This is a genomic window from Nocardia xishanensis NBRC 101358 (assembly GCF_001613365.1).
In the GTDB taxonomy this organism is placed as follows: domain Bacteria; phylum Actinomycetota; class Actinomycetes; order Mycobacteriales; family Mycobacteriaceae; genus Nocardia; species Nocardia xishanensis.
In genome coordinates, this window is the sequence record NZ_BDCF01000040.1 from 15,550 (window position 1) to 29,800 (window position 14,251).

Annotated in this window: 11 protein-coding genes; 7 read left to right on the plus strand and 4 right to left on the minus strand. The window is 67.2% G+C overall.

Translation table 11 applies throughout. From position 1 onward, the window contains the following. Window positions 1-329: 329 nt before the first annotated feature. A complete protein-coding gene (locus NX1_RS25675; RefSeq protein WP_068064267.1) occupies window positions 330-566 on the minus strand; it encodes a hypothetical protein in 237 nt (78 codons plus the stop codon). Window positions 567-734: 168 nt separating this feature from the next. Here NX1_RS25675 and NX1_RS25680 point away from each other — a divergent pair, with 168 nt between their 5' ends. From NX1_RS25680 to NX1_RS25710, 6 genes are all read left to right on the plus strand, one after another. Continuing rightward, window positions 735-1,049 carry a thioredoxin domain-containing protein gene (locus NX1_RS25680; RefSeq protein ID WP_169812285.1) on the plus strand — a complete coding sequence of 105 codons (315 nt, stop codon included), beginning with the start codon at window positions 735-737 and terminating at the stop codon, window positions 1,047-1,049. A gap of 463 nt (window positions 1,050-1,512) precedes the next feature. Beyond that, complete coding sequence (dnaK, locus tag NX1_RS25690) at window positions 1,513-3,360, plus strand: molecular chaperone DnaK (RefSeq protein WP_068064274.1); 1,848 nt, start codon at window positions 1,513-1,515, stop codon at window positions 3,358-3,360. Beyond that, the gene (gene grpE / locus NX1_RS25695) at window positions 3,357-4,019 is read left to right on the plus strand and encodes a nucleotide exchange factor GrpE (protein WP_068064276.1); all 663 of its coding nucleotides are present in this window, start codon (window positions 3,357-3,359) and stop codon (window positions 4,017-4,019) included. The genes dnaK and grpE overlap by 4 nt, the downstream gene beginning before the upstream one ends. Before the next feature lie 102 nt (window positions 4,020-4,121). Continuing rightward, window positions 4,122-5,279: a molecular chaperone DnaJ gene (gene dnaJ / locus NX1_RS25700; RefSeq protein ID WP_068064281.1), complete on the plus strand. Its 1,158-nt coding sequence runs from the start codon at window positions 4,122-4,124 to the stop codon at window positions 5,277-5,279. Further along, a complete protein-coding gene (locus NX1_RS25705; protein WP_068064283.1) occupies window positions 5,279-5,677 on the plus strand; it encodes a heat shock protein transcriptional repressor HspR in 399 nt (132 codons plus the stop codon). Before dnaJ ends, NX1_RS25705 begins: the two co-directional genes overlap by 1 nt. A gap of 555 nt (window positions 5,678-6,232) precedes the next feature. Continuing rightward, window positions 6,233-7,402 (plus strand): globin domain-containing protein, encoded by a 1,170-nt coding sequence (locus NX1_RS25710; protein WP_068064285.1) that lies wholly within the window; start codon window positions 6,233-6,235, stop codon window positions 7,400-7,402. Window positions 7,403-7,502: 100 nt separating this feature from the next. Here NX1_RS25710 and NX1_RS25715 read toward each other — a convergent pair whose 3' ends face one another. From NX1_RS25715 to NX1_RS25725, 3 genes are all read right to left on the minus strand, one after another. Then, window positions 7,503-8,279 (minus strand): FAD-binding oxidoreductase, encoded by a 777-nt coding sequence (locus tag NX1_RS25715; protein WP_068064287.1) that lies wholly within the window; start codon window positions 8,277-8,279, stop codon window positions 7,503-7,505. Window positions 8,280-8,324: 45 nt separating this feature from the next. Further along, entirely contained in the window at window positions 8,325-9,482 is a 1,158-nt protein-coding gene (locus NX1_RS25720) for an FAD-binding oxidoreductase (protein ID WP_068064335.1), read from the minus strand. Window positions 9,483-10,063: 581 nt separating this feature from the next. After that, entirely contained in the window at window positions 10,064-10,999 is a 936-nt protein-coding gene (locus NX1_RS25725) for an NADP-dependent oxidoreductase (protein ID WP_068064289.1), read from the minus strand. 299 nt (window positions 11,000-11,298) lie between these two features. On the opposite strand from NX1_RS25725, the gene clpB reads away from it, so the two are divergent. Then, on the plus strand, window positions 11,299-13,854 hold the full coding sequence (gene clpB, locus NX1_RS25730; protein ID WP_068064291.1) for an ATP-dependent chaperone ClpB: 2,556 nt from the start codon (window positions 11,299-11,301) through the stop codon (window positions 13,852-13,854). Window positions 13,855-14,251 lie beyond the last annotated feature (397 nt).

The window sequence follows — 14,251 nt, forward strand, 5'->3', positions numbered from 1 at the left end:
GTCGCAGAACGTTATGAGTTGGAGTGCGCTCCATGTCAATCGATTCCGGGCGCGCCGCGAATTCCGTTGCTCCAACCCTTGATTCGAATGTATGTTCGGATAGGATGAGTGACGTCCCGCCTCCGGCGGAGGTGTGCCGTAAGAAAAGAGCCGAATGACCGCTCGGTCTCCGGGTGGTCCAACGGTCAGCCGACCTACTTTCAGGTCTACCGATATGAGGGCAGGGTCGGCGCTCCGGTCAGCGAGCCGCGGGCGCCTTGACTCGGAACCGCGGCGGCGTGCCCGGGTCGCGCCGCCGCACTTCGGATGACGTTGCGGCAGTGGCGAACTCAGCCGCGAATCGGATTCAGGCAGTAGCTCTTGTCGGAGTGCGCGACGGCGACCACATCGGGATGCTGTCTTCTGATGGCCGAGTTGCAGACGTCGAGATCGCGACCGGCGACCTTGGTCTTCACCTGAAAAGCGCCGGGCCGGGTGCAAGGGATCTTGCGCAAGGCGCTGAGTTCGCGGCCCCCTTGGGGGTCGGTGAAGCAGTCACCGATCTCGGCATTGAGCTGTAAACACACAGAGCGCGCTTTGCGACCGGTGCCCTTCCGATGATCGAAGTCGCCGAGCGATTCTCGCGGCAGTCCCGTGCAAGACCCGACGCCACAAGGGTGGTGAATTCGCCCCGACGGCGGGCATACCTGTTCTCGGTAGTGCTCAACCTGGCCGCGAGGATCGGAGAGTCCGCGATGATCCACACCATCCTGTCCGCCGAGGACTTCCGTCAGGCCCTCGCCAACAACGCCAAGGTCGTCGTTTACTGCCAGGTCGAGCGGGATCCCGAGTGCCAGGGGATCAAAGGGGAGCTCGACCGGCTCGCGGAGGGGCACGCGGACGTCTCCTTTTTCGCGCTCGACTTGGATACCGTCCGCGATGCCGTGGCGCAGGAGCTCGATGACCGGGTCGACCCACCGAGCTACTACCTGTTCCTGGACGGCAAGCGGATCGACGTGGTGCGCGGCGCCGCCCAGCGCCTTGCCGAGGCCATGGACGCGCGCTTCTGAGCCTGCGCTCGCCGACCGCGGTGCCGCGACAGCCTCCTGCTACGCGAAAGTCCTGACAAGGGCTTGTCGGAACGCCGACTCCGGTTCGGTCGAACATGCGCCGGACCGATCCGGTGGCGTCCACGTCCGCGCCGCCGAGCGCCGCGGCGGTGTTCACTGCGAAGCAGCCGCGCCTAACGGGATCGGCGGGGTTGGACCTGAAGGTCGATTTCGAGTCCCCGGGAATACCGCGCGCGGGCCGCTGGTTGATGGTGTTCGACAACATTGAGCGAGTCGGACTCAAGTTTAAGTTGACGCCCGGTAGGGATTGGGTGCAAGATTGAGCCGACCACGCTCAGCGTTGCTGGGACCGTGCTCCGTGAGGTGCTGGGGGCGAGGTCTCGCGGCGGTGCAGAACACGCCGCAAGGGCGAGCCCGCTCGCCCGGCACCGGCACATATGTACGTCAACTAGGAGGAACAAACATGGCTCGTGCGGTCGGAATCGACCTCGGGACCACGAACTCGGTCGTCGCCGTTCTCGAAGGCGGCGAACCGGTCGTCGTCGCCAACTCGGAAGGATCGCGTACCACCCCGTCGATCGTCGCGTTCGCGAAGAACGGCGAGGTGCTGGTCGGTCAGCCTGCGAAGAACCAGGCCGTCACGAACGTCGACCGCACCATCCGCTCCGTCAAGCGCCACATCGGCACGGACTGGTCCGTCGGCATCGATGACAAGAAGTACACCGCGCAGGAGATCAGCGCGCGCGTGCTGATGAAGCTCAAGCGCGACGCGGAGGCCTACCTCGGCGAGGAGATCACCGACGCGGTCATCACCGTGCCCGCGTACTTCGAGGACTCGCAGCGCCAGGCCACCAAGGAAGCCGGCCAGATCGCCGGTCTGAACGTGCTGCGCATCGTCAACGAGCCCACCGCGGCCGCGCTCGCGTACGGCCTCGACAAGGGCGACAAGGAACAGACCATCCTGGTCTTCGACCTCGGTGGCGGCACCTTCGACGTCTCGTTGCTGGAAATCGGCGAGGGCGTCGTCGAGGTCCGCGCCACGTCCGGCGACAACCACCTCGGTGGCGACGACTGGGACGAGCGGGTCGTCAAGTGGCTGGTCGACAAGTTCAAGGGCACCTCGGGCATCGACCTGACCAAGGACAAGATGGCCATGCAGCGTCTGCGCGAGGCGTCCGAGAAGGCCAAGATCGAGCTGTCGTCCTCGCAGTCGACCTCGATCAACCTGCCCTACATCACCGTCGACGCGGACAAGAACCCGCTGTTCCTCGACGAGCAGCTGACCCGCGCCGAGTTCCAGAAGATCACCTCCGACCTGCTGGACCGCACCCGTGCGCCGTTCCAGTCCGTGATCAAGGACGCGGGCATCAACGTCTCCGACATCGACCACGTGGTCCTCGTCGGCGGCTCGACCCGTATGCCCGCCGTCTCGGACCTGGTGCGCGAGCTGACCGGCGGCAAGGAGCCCAACAAGGGCGTGAACCCGGACGAGGTCGTCGCCGTCGGCGCCGCCCTGCAGGCCGGCGTGCTCAAGGGTGAGGTCAAGGACGTCCTGCTGCTCGATGTGACCCCGCTTTCGCTGGGCATCGAGACCAAGGGCGGCGTGATGACCAAGCTCATCGAGCGCAACACCACCATTCCGACCAAGCGTTCGGAGACCTTCACCACCGCCGACGACAACCAGCCGTCGGTGCAGATCCAGGTGTTCCAGGGTGAGCGCGAGATCGCCTCGCACAACAAGCTGCTCGGCTCCTTCGAGCTGACCGGCATCCCGCCGGCCCCGCGCGGCGTGCCGCAGATCGAGGTCACCTTCGACATCGACGCCAACGGCATCGTGCACGTCACCGCGAAGGACAAGGGCACCGGCAAGGAGAACACGATCAAGATCCAGGACGGCTCCGGCCTGTCCAAGGAGGAGATCGACCGGATGGTGAAGGACGCCGAGGCGCACGCGGCCGAGGACAAGGCGCGTCGCGAGGAGGCGGAGACCCGCAACCAGGCCGAGTCGCTGGTGCACCAGACCGAGAAGTTCATCAAGGAGAACGAGGACAAGGTGCCCGCGGACGTGAAGTCCAAGGTCGAGGCGGCCATCGCCGAGGCCAACGAGGCGCTGAAGGGCACCGACATCGCGGCCGTGAAGTCGGCGGTGGAGAAGCTCGCCACCGAGTCGCAGGCGCTCGGCCAGGCCATCTACGAGGCCTCCGCCGCCGAGCAGGCCGCGTCCGGCGACGGCGCGTCCAGCGCCGCGAACGACGACCAGGTCGTCGATGCCGAGGTCGTTGACGAGCCGGTCGACACGGAGAAGAAGTGACAGAGGGCAACCAGGGCGATTCGGCACAGGAGCCGATCACCTTCGTCGACAAGCGCAAGGTCGATCCGGCCAGCGGTGAGGTTCGGGAACCGGTCGCGGACACCGCGGCCGGGCCCGGCCCCGAGGGCGGGAACGGTGCCGAAGGCAACGGCGTGATGACTCCCGAGGGAGCCGAAGCGCTGGCCGACGCGATCAGCGTCGAGCTCGCCGAGCGCACCGCCGACCTCCAGCGGCTGACCGCGGAGTACGCCAACTACCGGCGCCGCGTCGAGCGCGATCGCAAGACCGCCATCGACGGCGCCAAGGCGGCCGTGGTCACCGAACTGCTCGGCGTGCTTGACGATCTGGATCGCGCGAGGACCCACGGCGACCTCGAGTCCGGACCGCTGAAGTCGGTGGCGGACAAGCTGGTCGACGCGCTGCGCAAGCAAGGTCTCGAGGAGTTCGGCGCGGAGGGCGAGCCCTTCGACCCGACCCTGCACGAGGCCGTGCAGCACGAGGGTTCCGGCGCGGATCCGGTGCTCGGTGTCGTCATGCGCAAGGGCTATCGGTTCGGCGACCGGGTGCTTCGGCACGCGCTCGTCGGGGTAACCGATGGCGTGGCCGATCTGGCCGAGAACGAGGCATCGGACGTAGATGCCAATGCCGACGACAATTGACCCCGCTACGCGAGCGACGGCCCACGAGGCGGTAGCGAAGCGTGGCCACGTAGGGGAACGTGAGCGCGGCAAGTCCAACACAGCGGGAGGAGGAGATACTCGGTGAGCCAACGGGAGTGGATCGAAAAGGACTTCTACAAGGAGCTGGGTATCTCCTCCAGCGCCTCGCAGGACGAGGTCAAGAAGGCCTATCGCAAGCTCGCCCGCGACCTGCATCCGGACGCCAATCCGGGTGACACCAAGGCCGAGGAGCGCTTCAAGGCCGTCAGCGAGGCGCATGCCGTGCTGTCGGATCCGGCCAAGCGCAAGGAGTACGACGAAACGCGAAAGCTCTTCGCGGGCGGCGGTTATCCGCGTGGCGGGTTCACCCCCGGCGGCGGTGGCGGCTTCTCGCAGGAATTCAACATCGGCGACATCTTCGGTGGCGCCGCCACGGGCGACGGCGGGCTCGGCGACCTGCTCGGCGGCTTGTTCAACCGGGGTGGCGCTCGGACAACGAGCCGCCCGCGGCGCGGCGCCGATGTAGAGACCGAGACGACGCTCGGCTTCCGCGAGGCCGCGCAGGGTGTCACCGTTCCGCTGCGGATGACCAGTCCGTCGCCGTGTACCACGTGTCACGGCAGCGGCGCGAAGCCGGGGACCAGTCCCCGAGTCTGCCCCAACTGCAACGGAAGCGGGGTGGTCAGCCGCAACCAGGGCGCGTTCGGATTCAGCGAACCGTGCGACGAGTGCCGTGGTTCCGGCTCGATCATCGACGACCCGTGCGTCGACTGCCACGGCAGCGGCATCCAGAACCGCACCCGCACCATCACGGTGCGGATTCCGCCCGGCGTCAGCGACGGTCAGCGGATCCGGTTGGCCGGACAGGGCGAGGCGGGACTGCGTGGTGCGCCTTCGGGCGACCTGTTCGTCACCGTGCACGTAAGCCAGGACAAGGTCTTCGGCCGCAACGGCGACGACCTGACCCTGGTGCTGCCGGTCAGTTACGCTGAGTTGGTGCTCGGCACAACGGTCTCCGTGCCGACGTTGGAAGGGCGCGTCGGCGTCAAGGTGCCGCCGGGAACCGCCGACGGGCGGATCCTGCGGGTGCGTGGCCGCGGCGTCCCCAAGCGCGGCGGCGGCGCCGGTGACCTGCTGGTCACCGTCAAGGTCGCGGTGCCACAGAAATTGGACAGCGATGCCGTCGACGCGCTCGAGCGCTACCAGAAGGCGGAGCGGTCCAGCGGATTCGATCCTCGTGCTGGATGGGCAGGTGCGTGATGTCCACTGATCCGAAGAAGGCGTCCGGTGCGTCGCGAGCCGAGTTCTTCATGATCTCGGTGGCGGCCCAGCTGGCCGGCATGCATGCGCAGACCCTGCGCACCTATGACCGGCTCGGACTGGTAACGCCGCAACGCACTTCGGGCGGCGGACGACGTTATTCGGCGCGGGACGTCGAGCTGCTGCGCGAGGTGCAGCGGCTGTCCCAGGACGAGGGCGTGAACCTGGCGGGCATCAAACGCATCATCGAACTCACCAATCAGGTCGAGGAATTGCGGGAACAGCTCGCCGAGACACGCGCGGAGGTGGAGCGGCTCCGGGCGGGTTATCGACCGGATCTCACTCCGCCGCAACGCAGTACGGCGTTGGTGGTGTGGAAGCCACGCAATCAGCGCTGAGGCGAGAAGAATTCGGGCCTCGCCGCCGACTCGTTTACGGGTCCGCGGCGAGGCCTTTTCTTATTCGGTTCGAAAAGCCGAGGCGGGCGGTGTTACCGGCGAGTTGGAGTTTGCTGTGCGGCCACCCGAGTTTGCTGGGACGCAGTGCATTCCGCGTGTCGTCTTGTGACGTATCCAGAACCGACCGGTCTACTCTTCTCGGCCGTGTCAGATGCGAGAAGATTGCCCCGCAGCAACTCTCGGCTCTGACCAGGGTGTTGCCACGAGATCGCTCCTCTCGGGTCAACTGGACGAGTCTTGCAAACCGGAGCGCGCGAATTCGGTGAGCGTACGACCGAATCCACCGCTCCAATACGGTCTTTCGGTCTGTTATATGCGTGTTTTTCGCTTCCGTTTCTTGTTTCCGCCGAATTGCATGCGTGATGTTTAATCTTTGCGTTCCGTTGCTGGCAAACCTCGCCTACACTCCTTGGCATCGGCTGCTGTCGAGTGTCCCGCAGCACTTCACTCGCCGGCGCGCTCTGCGTTCTAGTGCGAAATGGGGTTGTGACACAAATGGATTCGCGGACTGTCGCTTTGATCAGAACAACGTTCAAGGCGGTTGCTGCGGAAGACGGTGGGCCGGAAAGGCTCTCCAGGTCGTTCTACGCGATCCTGTTCACGGACTACCCGCAAGTCCGTGATTTCTTCCCCGCTGCGATGGATTCACAGCGCGACCGCCTCCTCAAGGCTATCGGCTACGCCTTGGATCGGCTCGAGGAGCCCGACAAGTTGTTGCCGTTCCTCGCCCAGCTCGGCCGCGACCACCGCAAATACGGTGTGCAGGCCGAACACTACGCCGCGGTGGCCACCTCGCTGAAGACCGCGATGCGCCGCTTCGCGGGCACCGAGATGTGGACCGACGAGGTCGAGAAGGCATGGGACGAAGGGTTGGCCGTCATCGGCGACACGATGATGGGCGCCGCCGAGAAGGAGGCCACGCCCGCCGTCTGGTCCGGCCGGGTGGTGGAGACCCGGCTCGTCCTGCGCAACCTGGCGATCGTGCGATTACAACTGGACCAGCCGATGCAGTACGCCGCCGGTCAATACATGAGCGTGCAGATTCCCTCGCGGCCGAGGATGTGGCGTTATCTCTCGCCCGCCGTGCCCGCGAATGCCAACGGCGAGATCGAATTCCACGTCCGCGGGGTACTGGGGGGCTGGGTCAGCCCCGCCATCGTCGGACAGACGCAGGTGGGTGACCAGTGGCTGATCGGCTCGCCGCTCGGCGGACTCGGCGTGCCACGCAACACCAAGCGCAAGATGCTCATGGTGGGGTGCGGCACCGGAATCGCGCCGCTGCGAGCCCAGCTCATGCAGATGGCGTTGCGGCGAACCAATCCGAGGGTGCACCTGTTCGTCGGCGGGCATCACCCGTGCGATCTCTACGATCTGGAGACGCTGAGCAAGCTGGCCATGGCCAACCGCTGGCTGACCGTGACGCCCGTCAGCGAGAGCGACGAAAACCCTTGGTGGTACTACGAATCCGGGGAGGTCGAGCGCATATGGCCGGGCCTGGAGCCGCGCATGACCGGCCAGATCGGCAAGGTCGTCGCCAGCTACGGCTCGTGGACCGATCGTGACGTGCAGATCGTCGGCTCGCCCTCGATGGTGCAGACCACCAAGTTCCGCTTGATGGCGGCCGGCACCCAGGCCAAGAGCATCCGCCACGATCCGCTGTTCTGAGCGGACGCCCTCGTCGTTCCGGCGAAGGCCGGGATCCAAGCGGGTGACTACTATCCGCGAGTCTGCGACTGGATCCCTGCCTTCGCCGGAACGATGACGGTCAAAGTCCTTCGTACTGAATGCGTTCGGCGGGCGTGCCGGTCTCGACGAGCCGATCCAGCGTGGCGCGCGTCATCGCGGGCGAGCCGCAGACGAGCACCTGGTGATTGTCGAACGCGCCGTGCGAGCCGATGACATCGGCGAGGGTGCCTTGCAGCAGTTCGTCGGCGGAGAATCCGATGTCGACGCGAGTGTGCTCGTACCACTCGTCTGCCCAGTTCGGATCGTCCAGGTTCTCCACCACCGGCACCACGGTGAGCCAGTCCAGCTCCCCGGCGAGCAGCACGAGCATGTCGGAGGCGTAGAGGTCGCGGGGGGAGCGGCCGCCGACGAACAGGTAGGTGCGCGGCGGCTCCGGCACCCTGGCCAGCTCCAGGATCTGCGCGCGCATCGGCGCGAGACCGGTGCCGCCCGCGATCATCACGACCTCGTCGCCCGCCGGATCGACGGTGAACGCGCCCTGCGGCGCGGCGATACGCCACTCGTCGCCCTGCTGGGTGTCGGCGACCAACGAGCCGCTGAGCCAGCCGCCCGGCACGGTGCGCACGTGGAATTCCAGCTTGCCGTCCAGCGAAGGCGGTAGCGCGGGCGAGAGCCTGCGGCGCACGCCGGGCTGCTGCGGCACCCTGACCTCGACGGACTGACCGGCGACGAACGGCACGAACTCGCCGATCAGGCGGATCACCGCCACGTCGTGGCGCAAACGGTGGTGGCCGACGACGGTCGACGTCCACTCCTGTTGCGCGACTCCGTTGCCGAGCGCGCCCGGCTCCGTCATGTGAACTCCTCTGCTGTTGTGGGTGCCGCGGCGCGGCGCGGTGGATCAGACGGGATCGCAGCTGATGACGTGTTCCGGGGTGCCGACCGCGATGAGCGCCCTGCGGGTGTCGGCGATCATCCGCGCCGAGCCTGCGATCTGGATCTGGCGGTCGGCCCACGCGCCGAAGCTGGCCACCACCGCGCCCAGATTGCCGACCAGCGTGCGGTGCATGCCGTACGGTGCGTCGGCGGCCGGGTGCGGGTACCACCACGGATTGGTCTTCTGCTCGCAGACCGGCACTATGGTGAGCCACGGATTGCTCTGCGAGAGCTGCCACATGTTCTCCACGTCGTACAGGTCGCACGGGTAGCGGCCGCCGATGAAGAAGTGCACGCGCGGGTTGATGCCGCGCTGGCTCATCTCGATGAGCTGGGCGCGCAGCGGGGCGATGCCGGTGCCCGCGCCGATGAGCAGCACGTCGCGCCCGGTGTCGCGGTCGACGTGCAGTCCGCCGAGCGGGCCGCCGATCATCCAGCGATCGCCGACCTGCGTCTCGTTCACGATGGCCGGGCTCACCCAGCCGCCGCGGATCTTGCGCACGTGGAATTCCATCTCGCCGTAGGGATTCGATGGAATCGCGGGCGAGAAGTAGCGCCACATCTTGGGCCGCTGCGGCACGGCGACCGGGACGTACTGCCCGGCCTGATAGGGCACCGGGCTGTCGGACTGCAAGCGCACGATGGCCAGGTCTTCGAGCACCCTGCGGTGGCCGACCACCGTCGCCTCCCAGTACGGCTGGGACTTGTCGGAGTTCGCGCCGATCGCCATCGAAGCCGAAATCAAGATCATGATGTCGCGCCAGCCCTCCTCGAGCTGACGGTTCCATGCGGCGCCGTTGTAGACGCGGAACGCGGCGAGCAGCGCGCGGCCCGCTTGGTCGTAATGGGCGGCCTCGACGCCGTACTTCCGGTGGTCGCGCGCCAGCTGCTCGAGAAACCGTTGCGCGCGATCCCAGTCTTCCAGGTGGTCGAGCACGAACTGGATGGCCGTGGCCAACCGCTTCGGTTGCATGTCCATCGCGGGTGGGAACAGCTCGCGCAGGCGTGGATTCTCCGCGAACAGATGACCATAAAACGCACTGATCAACCGCTCGGCTCCGCCGGGTGACTCGGTCACCGAACGGAAGTTGGCGCGGACCAGCGCTGCCGAACGCGCATCCACGACGAGATTTCCTTTCTTCCCGCTATAGCTGCGCATCCGCTATCGACTGCTGCGCAGGGACATGCCCATAACCGGCGGTCCTTCGCGGACAAGTATCCCCGAAAAGTCCGTGGTCGTGTGGGTATGCGCAGCATGCTCTCGACCGCTCCGAGTTATCCCTCGGCTAAGTCGGCAGCTCGGGATGTCGGCCCGGCCGGCTCGCGGCGCTCACGCGCCCGCTGCTGCCTCGCTGCGCTCGGCCCCATGGTTGGGCCACGACCAGGATAGCGGGGGCGGGTGAACCTGCCCATGGTGTGGTTCTCTGGATGGGTACCTGCAACGGGAGGACAGGGCTGCTCGTGCGCCGGCTACGCACAAGTTGACCGCATAGCGGGGGCGGGTGAACCTGCCCATGGTGTGGTTCTCTGGATGGGTACCTGCAACGGGAGGACAGGGCTGCTCGTGCGCCGGCTACGCACAAGTTGACCGCATCACCGGCGACCCGATGTCACGATGCCCCGGCAACGGTGGCGCGAACGGCGGGTGCGACTTGCTCGACGTAGTGGCGGTCCTGCTGCCTCGGATCGCCCTCGGTCGGCTGCTCAGATGGCCAGTACGGTCTTGCCGCGCGCGCCTGCGGCGCCGAGGACGGCGGGCGCCTCCTCCAGCGGGACGGTCGCGTCGATCGGTACCACCACGTCGCCAGCAGCGACGCGGGCCAGCAGGCGGGCCAGTTCCGGCGCGCGACCCTTGGACTCGAAGTTGCCGCCGCGCAGGCCGCGCTCGCGCAGCGCGGCCTCGTCGGCCGAGAAGACGATGGAGTACACCGCGCCGCCCTCGCGCACGAGTTCGGTCAGCGGCGCGAGCGCCTCGGGCGGGCTGACCAGGTCGAAGAGCACGTCGACGCCGCCGGGATTGGTGAAGCGCACCGAGTCGGCGACGGGCGCCTGGCTGTAGTCCACCGTCTCGGCCGCGCCGAGCCTGGTCATCCGATCGGCGGTATCGCCGCGCGCGGTCGCGATGACGTGCGCGCCCGCGATATTGGCCAGCTGCACCAGAAAGGAGCCGACACCGCCCGTGGCGCCGACGATCAGCACCGTCTGGCCGGGCCGGATCTGGGCCGCGTCGACCAGGTCCTGCGCGGTGACGCCCGCGGTCGGCAGAGCGGCGGCGGCCAGGTTGGTGATCGATTCCGGGATCGCGACCAGCGTCGCGTCCTGCGGTAGCACCGAGTATTCGGCGAAACTGCCGTGGCCCGCGGGTGGGACGAGGAACTTGCCGACGACGCGGTCGCCGACCGCGAACTTCGTCACGCCGGGGCCGACCGCCGCGACGCTGCCCGCGCCGTCCACCCCGAGGATCGCCGGAAAGTCGTGCGGCAGTTTGCCTTCCAGGATGCCCTTGGCCATCTTCAGGTCGAAGGGATTGACGCCCGCGGCGTCGAGTTGCACCTTGACCGCCTGCGCGCCGGGCTCGGGCACCGGCATCTCGGCCAGCTCGACGGGATCTCCGAACTTCCGTACCACGATCGCGCGCATCGGTTCCGCTCCTCCGTTCGGCTGAATGGTGATGCATCAACTAACCGTTTTGGTGCTCGTATGCATCCCTACACCACCGGCGCTGCGATTCACCGCATTCGCCGGTGGCGCGGCGTAGCGTTGAGTCGCCGAATGAGTCGCCGAATCGGCCGGGTGGCGGGTTGCCGAAAAATTTTTAAACTTGAGCGGAACAGACTCAACCTCTCCCACGTTGAGACCGATAGGAACAGCACGAGCTCGCGCGTCGACACGCGCGGAAGGGCACTCGACGCTGGGAAATCGAAGTAGGAAGGTGACTTGTGGACTCGTTCAATCCCACCACCAAGACCCAGGCGGCGCTGACCGCAGCCCTCCAGGCGGCGTCGGCCGCGGGCAACCCGGATATTCGTCCGGCGCACTTGCTGGTGGCGTTGCTCGATCAGACCGACGGCATCGCCGCCCCCTTGCTGAAGGCCGTCGGCGTCGACCCGGCGACGGTCCGGCGCGAGGCACAGGACATCGTCGACCGGCTGCCGAGGGCGACCGGCGCGACCACGACGCCGAACCTCGGCCGCGAGGCGCTCGCCGCGATCACCGCGGCCCAGCGGCTGGCCACCGAACTCGGCGACGAGTACGTCTCCACCGAGCATGTCGTCGTCGGCCTCGCCGAGGGCGACTCGGACGTCACCATGCTGCTCACCAAGCACGGCGCGACGGCCGACGCGCTGCGCGAGGCGTTCACCACCGTGCGCGGTAGCGCCCGGGTGACCAACCCCGATCCCGAGGGCAGCTACCAGGCGCTGGAGAAGTACTCCACCGATCTCACCGCGGCCGCGCGCTCCGGCAAGCTCGACCCGGTGATCGGGCGCGACACCGAGATCAGGCGCGTGGTCCAGGTGCTGAGCCGACGCACCAAGAACAACCCGGTGCTGATCGGCGAGCCCGGCGTCGGCAAGACCGCGATCGTCGAGGGGCTGGCCCAGCGCATCGTGGCGGGCGACGTCCCGGAATCGCTACGCGGAAAGTCCGTCGTCGCACTGGATCTCGGCGCGATGGTGGCGGGCGCGAAGTACCGCGGCGAATTCGAGGAGCGGCTCAAGGCCGTGCTCGAGGAGATCAAGAACAGCGCGGGACAGATCATCACCTTCATCGATGAGCTGCACACCATCGTCGGCGCGGGCGCGACCGGCGAATCGGCGATGGACGCGGGCAACATGATCAAGCCGATGCTGGCCCGCGGCGAACTGCGCCTGGTCGGCGCGACCACGCTGGAGGAATACCGCAAGCACATCGAGAAGGACGCCGCTCTGGAGCGGCGCTTCCAGCAGGTGCTCGTCGGCGAGCCCTCGGTGGAGGACACCGTCGGCATCCTGCGCGGCATCAAGGAGCGCTACGAGGTGCACCACGGCGTGCGCATCACCGACTCCGCGCTGGTGGCCGCGGCCGCCCTCTCGGATCGCTACATCACCTCGCGGTTCCTGCCGGACAAGGCGATCGACCTGGTCGACGAGTCGGCCTCGCGCCTGCGCATGGAGATCGACTCGCGCCCGGTGGAGATCGATGAGGTGGAGCGCGCGGTGCGCCGCCTCGAGATCGAAGAGGTCGCGCTGACCAAGGAGACCGACGAGGCCTCCAAGCAGCGCCTGGAGAAGCTGCGCCAGGAACTCGCCGACGACCGGGAGAAGCTCAACCAGCTGACCACCCGGTGGCAGAACGAGAAGAAGGCCATCGACCAGGTCCGCAGCCTCAAGGAGCAGCTGGAGAGTCTGCGCGGCGAGTCCGAGCGCGCCGAGCGCGACGGCGATCTCGGCAAGGCGGCGGAGCTGCGCTACGGCCGGATTCCCACGCTGGAGAAGGAGCTGGCCAAGGCCGAGCAGGCGAACGGAGCCGCATCCGACGGCGAGGTGATGCTCAAGGAGGAGGTCGGCCCCGACGACATCGCCGAGGTGGTGTCCGCGTGGACCGGCATTCCGGTGGGCAGGTTGATGGAAGGCGAGACCCAGAAGCTGCTCCGCATGGAGGACGAGCTCGGGCGTCGCGTGGTCGGGCAGCAGGAGGCCGTGCAGGCGGTCTCCGACGCGGTGCGCAGGGCGCGCGCCGGCGTCGCCGACCCGAACCGCCCGACCGGCTCGTTCATGTTCGTCGGCCCCACCGGCGTCGGCAAGACCGAACTGGCGAAAGCGTTGGCGGACTTCCTGTTCGACGACGAACGCGCCATGGTGCGGATCGATATGAGCGAATACAGCGAGAAGCACTCGGTGGCCCGCCTGGTCGGCGCGCCGCCCGGCTACGTCGGCTACGACCAGGGCGGTCAGCTCACCGAGGCGGTGCGGCGCAGGCCGTACACCGTGGTGCTGTTCGACGAGATCGAGAAGGCGCACCCGGATGTGTTCGACATCCTGCTCGCCGTGCTCGACGAGGGACGGCTCACCGACGGCCAGGGCCGCACGGTGGACTTCCGCAACACCATCCTCATCCTCACCTCGAACCTGGGTGCGGGCGGTGACAAGGAGTTCGTCATGAACGCGGTGCGCTCGGCGTTCAAGCCCGAGTTCCTCAACCGGCTCGACGATGTGGTCATGTTCCACGCGCTCGACGAGGAACAGCTCCAGCAGATCGTCGACATCCAGCTCGACCAGCTGCAGAAGCGGCTGTCGCAGCGCAGGCTGAAGCTGGACGTCAGCGATTCGGCCAGGTTCTGGCTCGCGGTCCGCGGCTACGACCCCTCCTACGGCGCCCGCCCCCTGCGCAGGCTGATCCAGCAGTCCATCGGCGACACCCTCGCCAAGGAACTGCTCGCGGGTGAAGTCGCCGACGGCGACACCGTGAAGGTCGGAGTGAGCAAAGACGGCGACGGGCTCATCGTCGGCCGCTGAATGCTCAGGACGCCTCGGCCCCGCGCGGGCCGGGGCGTTCGCCGATTCTCCTCGACGCACTCGGTCAGCGTGTCGCCGCCCGGCACGCCGAGACACACGCCTACGCCTTCGAGATCCGTTCCGGCGGACGGTCATTCGCGCACGTTCGCGCGGTGGCCAACACACTCGAGCATGAATTCCTGACCGACCTCTTCCGGCAGAACCCGGACGGCGGCGATCGTGCTACGCCGCTACCTGAATGTTCAGATCCCGGAGTACTCATTGGCGGTTGTCGCATCCGAGGACGCGACGAACGTCGTACGTGATCCACAGGTGAAGAGGGCGTTCTTGGACATGCGGCCGAAGACGACGGCGACAAGTTACTCGATGTGCTTCTCTACACCCTGAATCGGATGGA

What these genes read in the sequence shown, in the direction of transcription:
- NX1_RS25710 (WP_068064285.1), top strand. Translation starts at nt 6,233, where the DNA reads ATGGATTCGCGGACTGTCGCTTTGATCAGAACAACGTTCAAGGCGGTT.
- NX1_RS25680 (WP_169812285.1), top strand. Translation starts at nt 735, where the DNA reads ATGATCCACACCATCCTGTCCGCCGAGGACTTCCGTCAGGCCCTCGCC.
- NX1_RS25715 (WP_068064287.1), bottom strand. Translation starts at nt 8,279, where the DNA reads ATGACGGAGCCGGGCGCGCTCGGCAACGGAGTCGCGCAACAGGAGTGG.
- NX1_RS25705 (WP_068064283.1), top strand. Translation starts at nt 5,279, where the DNA reads ATGTCCACTGATCCGAAGAAGGCGTCCGGTGCGTCGCGAGCCGAGTTC.
- dnaK (WP_068064274.1), top strand. Translation starts at nt 1,513, where the DNA reads ATGGCTCGTGCGGTCGGAATCGACCTCGGGACCACGAACTCGGTCGTC.
- NX1_RS25725 (WP_068064289.1), bottom strand. Translation starts at nt 10,999, where the DNA reads ATGCGCGCGATCGTGGTACGGAAGTTCGGAGATCCCGTCGAGCTGGCC.